Raw genomic sequence first — 9392 nt, 5'->3', positions numbered from 1 at the left:
CGAGCGGGAACCCGGGCCGGGCGCCCGGCCCGGCGTCCTGGCGCCGGTCATGCTCAGAACGGCAGCTTGAGACCGCCGAGGCCGCCGCCCATGCCGGGGATGTTCATCCCCGCCGTCGCCTTCTGCATCTCCTCGGCCATCATCGCCTCGACCTTCTGCTTGGCATCGGCATGGGCGGCGACGATCAGGTCCTCCAGCACCTCCTTCTCCGCCGGATCGACCAGGGAGGGGTCGATGGCCAGGCGCTTCAGGTCGCCCTTGCCGCTCAGCGTGACCGTGACCATGCCGCCGCCGGCGGCGCCGTCCACCGTCATGCTGTCCAGCCGGGCCTGCATCTCCTGCATCTTGGCCTGCATCTGCTGGGCCTGCTTCATCATCGAGGCGAGGTTCTTCATGGGTCCTCCGAAGGGATGTCGTCGAGATCGGCCGGCTCGGCATCGGGCGGCGCGAAGTCCGGCCCGTCCATGGATCCGTCCATCGGCCCCTCATCGGGCGCCTCCGGGATCGGCGGCAGGCCGTAGGCGTCGAGGCTGTCGTCGCGCACCGCATCGACCTCGGCGCCGGGAAAGGCGAGCAGGATGGACTGCACCAGGGGATGCGCGCGGGCCATCTCCAGCCGCTCGCCGGCCAGGTGGCTGCGCTGCTCGGCGATGGTCGGTTCGCCCTCGGCATTGGAGAGGGCGATGGTCCAGCGGCTGCCGGTGCGCTCCTGCAGCAGGGCGGCGAGCTGTGCGGCGAGGTCGCGCGGCGCCTGCGCGGTCTGCCGCAGCTCGATGCGGCCGGGTGCGAAGCTCACCGGATGCACGTCGAACAGCAGGTGGCCGTGCAGGAGCGGCCGGACGCCGGAGGCCAGCGCCACCACCTCGCGGAAGTTGCGCGGCTGGGCCAGGGGCGCGCTGGCCGGCGCGGGGGCGGCATCGAGGCGGGCACCGCCACCGGCCATGGCGCGCAGGCCGCCAGCCGGCCCACCGGCCGACCCGCCGGCCAGGGCGGAGGAGGGGGTGGCGGCGGGGGAGGGGGCGCCCGCCGCGCCGCCCTCGCTCAGGCGGCGGACAAGGTCGCCCGGCGTCGGCAGCTCGGCCAGATGGGCGAGGCGGATCAGCACCATCTCGGCCGCCATGCGCCGGTCCGGCGCCTCGGCCACCTCGGTGATGCCCTTCAGCAGCACCTGCCAGGCGCGGCCCAGCAGCGGGATCGACAGCCGCTCGGCCATGGCGACGCCGCGCACCCGCTCGGCCTCCGGCAGCGCGGGATCGGCCCGCAGCGCCGGCACGGCGCGCAGGCGCGTCAGGGTATGGGTCAGTTCCAGCAGGTCGGCCAGGATGACGCCGGGATCGGCGCCCCGCTCATGGCCGCGGTCCATCGCCGCCAGCACCGCCGGCAGATCGCCGCGGAAGCAGCCTTCCAGCAGGTCGAAGAGCAGGGAGCGGTCGGCCAGGCCCAGCATGTCCCGCACCAGCCCGGCCTCGATGCCGCCGGGCGCGCCGGCCACCTGGGCGATCGCCTGGTCGAGCAGGGAGAGGCCGTCGCGCACCGAGCCGTCCGCCGCGCGGGCGATCATCGCCAGCGCCTCCCCCGAGGCCGCCACCCCCTCCTTCGCCGCGATGGCGGCGAAATGCGCGCGCAGCGTCTCCTGCGGCACCCGCCGCAGGTCGAAGCGCTGGCAGCGGGAGAGGATGGTGGCCGGGACCTTGCGGATCTCGGTGGTGGCGAACAGGAACTTCACCTGCGGCGGCGGTTCCTCCAGCGTCTTCAGCAGCGCGTTGAACGCCGCCGTCGACAGCATGTGGACCTCGTCCAGGATATAGACCTTGAAGCGGGCGCGGGCCGGGCGGTAGCGCACCGCCTCGCGCAGCTCGCGGATATTGTCGACGCCGTTGTTGGAGGCGGCGTCCAGCTCCAGCACGTCGGGGTGGCGGTCGGCCAGGATCGCCTGGCACTCGGCGCAGACGCCGCAGGGGTCGGCGGTGGGGCCGCCCGTCCCGTCCGGCCCGACGCAGTTCAGCGCACGGGCGATGATGCGCGCCGTGGTCGTCTTGCCGACGCCGCGCACCCCGGTGAGCATGAAGGCATGCGCCACCCGGTTCTGCGCGAAGGCGTTGCGCAGGGTGCGCACCAGCGCCTCCTGCCCGATCAGGTCGGCGAAGCTGGTGGGGCGATACTTGCGGGCCAGGACGCGGTAGGGCGCGGCCTCCGGCTCGGCCATGGCGGGCGCAGCAATGGTGGGCGCGGCCATGACGGGCGCGGGAGAGGAGGCCTCGCCGAACAGGCCCGGCCCCTCGGGGAGGGGCGGCAGGTCCTGATCGTCGGCGGGAGGCGTGTCGCTGGGCATGGCGCGCGGCTGTCCGGTGCTGGCCGCGGCGGGCCGTCAGGGCGAGGTGGAAGACCGGTGGAGCGACCCAGGCGGGAACTCGCTGCGGCTGCTTCCTTCCGGACCTGACCGGGTTGGCAAGGCGCCTGTCCGCCACCGACCTTCCGAGGATGCCATATCATGCCGCCCCCCCTCCGAGGCAAGGGGGGCGGGGCGAGGATCGCGCCCGGTCGGTTGCCGGCGGGCGCGTCCGGTGGCAGGGTCGCGGCCAAGATGCTGTCCATTCCGGCTTCCCGCCCCAATGCCTATACCGGCAGCCCCCTCGACCGAGCCTCCGGCCGGCGGGAGGACGCCGCCTTCGTCGCCGAGGCCATGGCCTCGCCCGAGGCCCTGTTCATCCCCGTCTGGCGCAGCCGCAGCCTGATGCGCGGCCTGGCCGACGGCCACCCCGAGGCGGTTCTGCTCTCCACCGAGGCGGCCGAGGCGGTGCGCATGGCCGGCGGGCCCTGGGCATTGCTCGGCCTCTGGGAGGGCCGCCCGGTCTTCGCGGTGGACTGTTCCGCGGCCGACGACCCGCTGCCGCTCCTGCCACCCGAATTCGGCGAGTTCGCCGATCTGCGCAGCGTCGCCGGGCTGCTGCCGGCGGGCGAGGCCAGCGTGCTGGCGCATGCCCGCGGCCTGATGCACTGGCGCGTCCGGCACCGCTTCTGCGGCGTCTGCGGCGGCGCCTGCGAGTCGCGCAGCGCCGGCAACGCCATGGCCTGCACCGCCTGCGGCGCGCAGCACTTCCCGCGCACCGACCCGGCGGTGATCATGCTGGTGACGGACGGCAACCGCGCCCTGCTCGGCCATTCCACCCGCTTCCCCTCCACCACCATGTATTCGACCCTGGCCGGCTTCGTGGAGCCGGGCGAGAGCCTGGAGGAGGCGGTGCGGCGCGAGGTGCTGGAGGAGACCGGCATCCGGGTGGGCGAGGTGCATTACCACTCCTCCCAGCCCTGGCCTTTCCCGGCCTCGATCATGCTCGGCTTCCACGCCGAGGCGCTCTCGGAAGCGATCACCATCGACCCGGAGGAGCTGCGCGACGCCCGCTGGTTCAGCCGCGAGGAGATCCGCGACCACGCCGCGCTCGGCTTCGGCCTGCCGCGCCTGGACTCGATCGCCCGCCGCCTGATCGAGGACTGGCTGGAGTGGCGGGCATGAGGCGCCTTCCTGTTCTGGGCCTGGGCCTGGGCCTGCTGCTCGCCGCCTGCGCCCGGGAGCGCGCGCCCGACCCGCGCGACGAGGCGCCGCTCAGCCCGGCCCATGCCGCCTGCCGCGCCGAGGCGCGCGACGATCCGGCCCTGCAGAACGTCTCCCAGCAGCTCAACGCGACCAATCTGGAGAACCGGGAGCGCGTCGCCTACGACATGCGGGTGGCGGAACTGCGCGCCTATCGCGACTGCCTGCGCCGCAACGGCCTGGCCGCGCCCGGCGGCGTGGAATCGCCGCGCCCGCCGCGCTGAGGCCCCTCGGCGCGGGCGTGCCGGCGGTGGGGCCGGAAGCTGGTTCCGGCCCTCCCCGGCTCACCCTCCCGGGGCGCCCTGCACGTTCAGCAGCACGCTGTAGATGGACCGCGAGGCGGCCATGAACAGCCGGTTGCGGTGCCGTCCGCCGAAGCAGACATTGGCGCAGCGTTCCGGCAGGTCGATATGGCCGAGCGCCGTGCCGCCCGGGCTGAACACCCGCACGCCGTCCAGCTCCGCGCTGCCCATGCCCCAGCCGCACCAGAGATTGCCCTGCATGTCGAGGCGGAAGCCGTCCGGCGTCTCACCCGGCGCGCATTGCACGGCGACCCGGCGGTTGGCGATGCCGCCTTCCGCGGTGACGTCGAAGGCCAGGATGCGGCGCGGCTCGGCGCGGCTCTCGACGATGTAGAGGGTCTTCTCGTCCGGCGAGAAGGCCAGGCCGTTCGGCCCCTCCATCTCGTCGGTCAGCAGCGTCACCGCGCCGCTCTGCCCGTCGATGCGGTAGACGCCGTGCGGCAGCTCCGCCTCGGCCTTCTCGCCCTCGATATAGCCGCCGAGGCCGAAGCTCGGATCGGTGAACCAGATGCTGCCGTCGGACCGCACCACCACGTCGTTGGGCGAGTTCAGCCGCCGGCCCTGGTAGCGGTCGGCCAGGACGGTGATGCCGCCGTCATATTCGGTGCGCGTGACGCGCCGGCCGAGATGCTCGCAGGTGACGAGCCGGCCCTGGCGGTCGCGCGTGTTGCCGTTGGCGAAGTTGGCCGGGCGGCGGAAGGGCGTGACCTGCCCCGTCTCCTCGTCCCAGCGCAGGATGCGGTTGTTCGGGATGTCGGACCAGAGCAGGGCGCGCTGGTCGCCGAGCCAGACCGGCCCCTCGGCCCAGCGGCAGCCCCCGGCCAGCTTCTCCACCGTGCCGTTCATGGCCCGGAAGCCGTGAAAGACCGGCTCGAAGGCGCGGAAGCGCGGGTCGGGATAGCGCTGGCTGGGCGCCCAGGGCGTCTCGTTGTCGAACATCGGCGGCGGTTCTCCCCGTTGCGGCGGGAAGCCTGCCATGGAAGCACGCCGGTCGGGAATGCGTCGTCTCCCTTCCGCCGGGGCCGGGCGCCGCGGCATCAGTCCCGGGGCCGCCCCTCCGGCGCATGGCCGGTGGCGCGTTCCCACAGCACCAGCGCCAGGTCATAGGGCAGGGCGGCACCCTCCCGGGCCCGCCACCACCAGCGGTCGAGAAAGCCATGCGCCGCCTCGGGCGCGGGGGCGGCGCGGGCCGGCAGGCCGAAGGCGCGCAGCAGGGCGACGCAGCGCGGCAGGTGATAGCCGCTGCTGGCCGCCCAGACCGGCCCCTCATGCCCGCGCAGCAGCCGGGCGCAGGCGCGGGCGGAGCTCAGCGTGTCGGTGCCGCTCGGCTCCTGGCGGATCGCCTCGCCCGGCACGCCGAGGTCCTGCAGCAGCCGCGCCATCACCTCCGCCTCGGGCGGGCCGTGCTGCCCCTGCGCGCCGGTGGGGATGTAGAGCGGATCGGCCAGGGTGGCGCCGAAGGCGGCGGCGGCCTTCACCCGCCGGCGCAGCGTCAGGCTCGGCCCGCCATCCGGCCGCACCGCCGCGCCGAAGATGATGATGGCCGGGCGGACCGTCACGGCGCTCCGGCATCCGGCGCGGCCAGCAGCAGGCGGTTCAGCGGCTCCAGCGCGGCGCGCAGCGCGGCGAGGTCGCGGCGGAAGGCCTCGGGCGCGACGCCGTTGGCCGCCAGCTCCGCGCCGATGGCGCCGATGCTGCGCCGCCCGTCGACCCGCGCCAGGATGGCGGCGGCCAGGCGGGGCAGGGGCAGGCCGACCGTCAGCCCGTCGAAGGTCACGCGCAGCACGCCATCCTTCGGCAGGCCGCGCGCCAGGGCCGGGCCGTCCAGCTCGCGCAGCAGCGGCACGGCGGCGGGGTTCTCCCAGTCGGGCTCCGGCGCCGGGTCGCGCGTCGCATAGGCGATGTGGATGCCCATGTTGCCGCAGATCGCCTCCGCCAGGGCGGCGCGCCCGATCGGGTCCAGCCCGGCGGTGCGGGCGCGGAGCTTCGGGTCGTTCAGGTAGCGGTCGGGGTCGTAGCGCAGCGGCTCGACGAAGCAGCGCAGCCGCAGCCCCGCCTGGCCGATCAGCGCCGCCAGCCGCGGCACGGTGAAGGCCACGTCGCGCGGGTTCAGCAGCAGGTCGTAGAGCCCGGCATCGCCGCCTTCGATGTGGTCGGTGATCCAGGGGTTGCGGCGCAGCCAGGCGGTCTGCGGCGCCTGCTTCCACAGCCGCCTGGCGATCTCGACGCGGGCGGGCGGCGCCTCGCTGTCGGGCGCGATCAGGCGCAGCGCCTCCTGCAGCATGTAGACCCCGGTGCGGCCATGCGGCGCATAGACCATCAGCCCGATCCCGCCGCCCGGCGCCAGGGCGGCGGCCAGGGCCCCGAGACCGGCGGCGGGGTCGGGGAGGTGGTGCAGCACGCCGCAGCAGTCGATGTAGTCGAAGCGGCCGTGATCCGCGGCCTCCAGCAGCGAGCCGGTGACGAAGCGGATATTGCCGAGCCCGCGGGCGGCCGCCCGCGCCTCGGCCACCTTGCGCGCGGCGGCCGAGCGGTCGAGCCAGACCACCTCGCCCGGCCGGCCGGCCGTGGCCATCTGCTGCGCCAGCATGATCGTCGCGTCGCCGCTGCCGCCGCCGGCCATCAGGGCGCGCAGCGGCTGCCCGGCGGGGCGGCGCGCGCCGAAGATCCAGTGGTCGATCTCACGCAGATGGCTCGGGCTGCCGACGATCAGCCGCCGCGCCTCCTCGCGCGGGTCACGCTCGGGATAGGGATAGGCTTCGTACTGCGCGGCGAGGCGGGCATCGGTGGCGTCCATGGCGGTCCGGGATAGGCGATGGCGCGGCGCGGCGCCAGCGGAAGGGAGAGGGGAGCCGGGGCTTTGCGCCGGGGCGGGGCGGGGCCATCTCCGTGCCATGCCGTCGATCTCCACCCTCTCGCGCATCGTCCTGGTCCTGCTGGTGGTCAGCGCCCTGGTCCGCATCGCCGTCCACATGGCGGGGCCGTAACCTCCGCCCCGTCTTTGCGCCGCGCCGCTTTCATGGAAAGCTGAGGCGCAGCGGCCGGAAGCGTCGCGCGGGGAGGACGAAGGAATGGACCGCAGGATGTGGCTGCACGCGACCCTGGCCTCGGCGACGCTCGGCGTCCTGCCGGCGGCGGCGCAGACCGCCGCCGGGCCGTCCACGCCAGGGAGCGGCGGCGCTGGAAGCTGGGCGACGGCCTGGACCGGCTCCGCCCAGGGGCCCTATCCGGTCGGCAATCCCTCCGCCCAACCCGACCAGCGCTTCGCCTTTCCCGACCCGGCCGAGGGCGCGCGGGACCAGACCTTCCGCCTGGTGCTGCGCCCCGATCTCTGGGGCCCGCGGGCGCGCCTGCGCTTCAGCAACGCCTTCGGCACCCGGCCGCTGCGGCTCGACGGCGTCTTCGCCGGGCTGCACTGGGGCGGCGCGGCGGTGATGCCCGGCAGCAACCGCCCGGTGCTGTTCGGCGGCCAGCCCGGCGTCACCGTGGCGCCCGGCGGCGAGGTCTGGTCCGACCCGGTCGGGCTGCCCTTCGCCGCCGAGTCGGGCCATCCGCTGCTGGCCGGCCGCAAGCTCGCCGTCTCCTTCCATGTCGCGGGGCCGAGCGGGCCGATGACCTGGCACGCCAAGGCGCTGCAGACCTCCTACGTCACGCCGCCCGGCGCCGGCGCGCGCGGCGCCGAGGAGGGCGAGGCGGCCTTCCCCCTCTCCACCGCCTCGTGGTTCTTCCTCGACGCGGTGGACATGGCCGCCCCCGCTGGCACGCCGGTCGTGGTCTGCCTGGGCGATTCGATCACCGACGGCACCGCCTCGACCATGAACGGCGATGACCGCTGGCCCGACGTGCTGTCCCGCAGGCTGCACGCGGCGCTGGACCACCGCGTCGCCGTCGTCAATGCCGGGATCGGCGGCAACCAGGTGGTCGGGCCAAGGGAATACGGGCCGGACAAGCCCTTCCCCGGCGGCCCCTCGGCGCTGGCCCGGCTGCAGCGCGACGTGATCGGCCTCTCGGGCGTCGCCACCGTCGTCTGGCTGGAGGGCACCAACGACTTCAGCCGCAACGGCAATGCCACGCTGGACGCGGTGCGGGAGGGCATGACGGAGGGGGTGCGGCGCCTCCGCGCGGCCATCCCCGGCGTCCGCATCGTCGGCGCCACCGTGACCAGCGCGCTGGGCAGCACCAGCGCGGCGCATGGCCATGCCGAGCAGGACGAGAAGCGGCGCGGGCTGAACGACTTCATCCGCCAGAGCGGGCTGTTCGACGCCGTCGCCGAATTCGACCGCGCGACCCTCGATCCGGCGACGGGTGGACTGCGGGAGGAAATGATCCCGGACTCCACCACCGGCGGCAAGGGCGACAGGCTGCATCCGAACCGCGCCGGCTACCTGGCCATGGGCATGGCGGTGGAGCCGCCCTCGGTGGTGCCGGCCCGCTGAGGCGAGGCGCGGCGACGCGGCCCGCGCCATTTGTGGCGCGTCCGTGCGACAAACCAGCGTAACATACAGGCAATCCAGGGAGGACAGCATTATGGATGTCGGCTTCATCGGGCTCGGACGCATGGGCCGCCCCATGGCCTCGAACCTGTGCCGCAGGGGCTTCCGGTTGATCGTCAACGACATCAACGCCGATGCGGTGAGCGAGCTGGAGGCGCTGCAGGCGCGCGCGGCGCGAACCGTCGCCGAGGTCGCCGGCGCGGGCGATGTCATCGTCACCATGCTGCCGAATTCGGCGGTGGTGCAGGCGGTGGTGGGGGGCGCCGAGGGCGTCATCGCCCAGGCCCGGCCGGGTGCCGTGGTGATGGACATGAGCACCGTCGATCCCGAGACCACCGACCGCCTGGCGCGCCAGGCGCGCGAGCGCGGCATCGGCTTCGTCGACGCGCCGGTCGGGCGCCTGGCCAGCCATGCCGACCGGGGCGAGTCGCTCTTCATGGTCGGCGCCGAGGCGGAGGATTTCGCGCGGGTGAAGCCGCTGCTGGAGGCGATGGGCAGCACCATCTACCACTGCGGCGGTCCCGGCAGCGGCACCCGCACCAAGCTGGTGAACAACCTCCTCGCCGTCGCCTCCTGCCAGATGAACGCCGAGGCCCTGGCCCTGTCGCAGCGCTTCGGCCTGCAGCTGGAGAGGACGCTCGACGTGCTCTACGGCACCACGGCGGTGAACGGGCAGCTGAAGGTCGCCTGGCCGTCCAAGGTGCTGGCCGGCGACACCGCGCCGGGCTTCACCATCGACCTGGCGCACAAGGACCTGACGCTGATCGTCGAGGCCGCCAGCGCGGCGAAGGTGCCCCTGCCCATGGTCGCGGCGGCGCGCGAGGCCTTCAGCGCCGCCCGGGCCCGCGGCTTCGGCGGCCAGGACTTCTCGGCCATGGTCGACGCGCATTGCGACATGGCCGGGATCGACAAGCCCCGGCTGGGCTGAGCCCGGCCGGGCACCTCATCGCCATCACCGCCCGGCACGGGTGTGAACCGTCACGCAGAGGACGGCCGTGCCAGTGG

General features: G+C 74.4%; 9 protein-coding genes and 1 other RNA gene. 4 read left to right on the top strand and 6 right to left on the bottom strand.

The window, feature by feature from the left end:
* Nucleotides 1-53: 53 nt before the first annotated feature.
* The 3 genes from ACF3NH_RS07105 to ffs form a co-directional block, all read right to left on the bottom strand.
* A complete protein-coding gene (locus ACF3NH_RS07105; protein ID WP_198367002.1) occupies nucleotides 54-395 on the bottom strand; it encodes a YbaB/EbfC family nucleoid-associated protein in 342 nt (113 codons plus the stop codon).
* Nucleotides 392-2332, bottom strand: coding sequence for a DNA polymerase III subunit gamma/tau (locus tag ACF3NH_RS07100; RefSeq protein ID WP_422922357.1), 1941 nt, complete (start codon nucleotides 2330-2332; stop codon nucleotides 392-394). The genes ACF3NH_RS07105 and ACF3NH_RS07100 overlap by 4 nt, the downstream gene beginning before the upstream one ends.
* Before the next feature lie 49 nt (nucleotides 2333-2381).
* Nucleotides 2382-2473, bottom strand: an RNA gene (ffs, locus tag ACF3NH_RS07095) — signal recognition particle sRNA small type.
* Between the two features lie 111 nt (nucleotides 2474-2584).
* Between ffs and nudC the strand changes: the two genes are divergently transcribed.
* Nucleotides 2585-3514: an NAD(+) diphosphatase gene (nudC, locus tag ACF3NH_RS07090; protein WP_198367004.1), complete on the top strand. Its 930-nt coding sequence runs from the start codon at nucleotides 2585-2587 to the stop codon at nucleotides 3512-3514.
* Nucleotides 3511-3816 (top strand): phosphoribosylamine--glycine ligase, encoded by a 306-nt coding sequence (locus ACF3NH_RS07085; protein ID WP_422922356.1) that lies wholly within the window; start codon nucleotides 3511-3513, stop codon nucleotides 3814-3816. The genes nudC and ACF3NH_RS07085 overlap by 4 nt, the downstream gene beginning before the upstream one ends.
* A gap of 60 nt (nucleotides 3817-3876) precedes the next feature.
* Here the strand turns inward: ACF3NH_RS07085 and ACF3NH_RS07080 are convergent, their stop codons facing one another.
* From ACF3NH_RS07080 to ACF3NH_RS07070, 3 genes are all read right to left on the bottom strand, one after another.
* Nucleotides 3877-4833, bottom strand: coding sequence for an SMP-30/gluconolactonase/LRE family protein (locus ACF3NH_RS07080; protein ID WP_422922355.1), 957 nt, complete (start codon nucleotides 4831-4833; stop codon nucleotides 3877-3879).
* Nucleotides 4834-4931: 98 nt separating this feature from the next.
* Nucleotides 4932-5453 (bottom strand): YdcF family protein, encoded by a 522-nt coding sequence (locus tag ACF3NH_RS07075; RefSeq protein WP_422922353.1) that lies wholly within the window; start codon nucleotides 5451-5453, stop codon nucleotides 4932-4934.
* Nucleotides 5450-6691 (bottom strand): class I SAM-dependent methyltransferase, encoded by a 1242-nt coding sequence (locus tag ACF3NH_RS07070; RefSeq protein ID WP_422922352.1) that lies wholly within the window; start codon nucleotides 6689-6691, stop codon nucleotides 5450-5452. Before ACF3NH_RS07070 ends, ACF3NH_RS07075 begins: the two co-directional genes overlap by 4 nt.
* Nucleotides 6692-6965: 274 nt before the next feature.
* Between ACF3NH_RS07070 and ACF3NH_RS07065 the strand changes: the two genes are divergently transcribed.
* Nucleotides 6966-8330 carry a GDSL-type esterase/lipase family protein gene (locus tag ACF3NH_RS07065; protein ID WP_422922351.1) on the top strand — a complete coding sequence of 455 codons (1365 nt, stop codon included), beginning with the start codon at nucleotides 6966-6968 and terminating at the stop codon, nucleotides 8328-8330.
* Nucleotides 8331-8373: 43 nt separating this feature from the next.
* Nucleotides 8374-9315, top strand: a complete 942-nt coding sequence (locus ACF3NH_RS07060; protein WP_422922350.1) for an NAD(P)-dependent oxidoreductase — start codon at nucleotides 8374-8376, stop codon at nucleotides 9313-9315.
* Nucleotides 9316-9392 lie beyond the last annotated feature (77 nt).

This window comes from Pseudoroseomonas sp. WGS1072, from assembly GCF_049340465.1.
Lineage (GTDB): Bacteria > Pseudomonadota > Alphaproteobacteria > Acetobacterales > Acetobacteraceae > Pseudoroseomonas.
This window is presented reverse-complemented; position numbering and strand designations above follow the sequence as displayed.

Coding starts and splice junctions, on each gene's coding strand:
- ACF3NH_RS07105 (WP_198367002.1), bottom strand. CDS start 395: ATGAAGAACCTCGCCTCGATGATGAAGCAGGCCCAGCAGATGCAGGCC.
- ACF3NH_RS07100 (WP_422922357.1), bottom strand. CDS start 2,332: ATGCCCAGCGACACGCCTCCCGCCGACGATCAGGACCTGCCGCCCCTC.
- nudC (WP_198367004.1), top strand. CDS start 2,585: ATGCTGTCCATTCCGGCTTCCCGCCCCAATGCCTATACCGGCAGCCCC.
- ACF3NH_RS07085 (WP_422922356.1), top strand. CDS start 3,511: ATGAGGCGCCTTCCTGTTCTGGGCCTGGGCCTGGGCCTGCTGCTCGCC.
- ACF3NH_RS07080 (WP_422922355.1), bottom strand. CDS start 4,833: ATGTTCGACAACGAGACGCCCTGGGCGCCCAGCCAGCGCTATCCCGAC.
- ACF3NH_RS07070 (WP_422922352.1), bottom strand. CDS start 6,691: ATGGACGCCACCGATGCCCGCCTCGCCGCGCAGTACGAAGCCTATCCC.
- ACF3NH_RS07065 (WP_422922351.1), top strand. CDS start 6,966: ATGGACCGCAGGATGTGGCTGCACGCGACCCTGGCCTCGGCGACGCTC.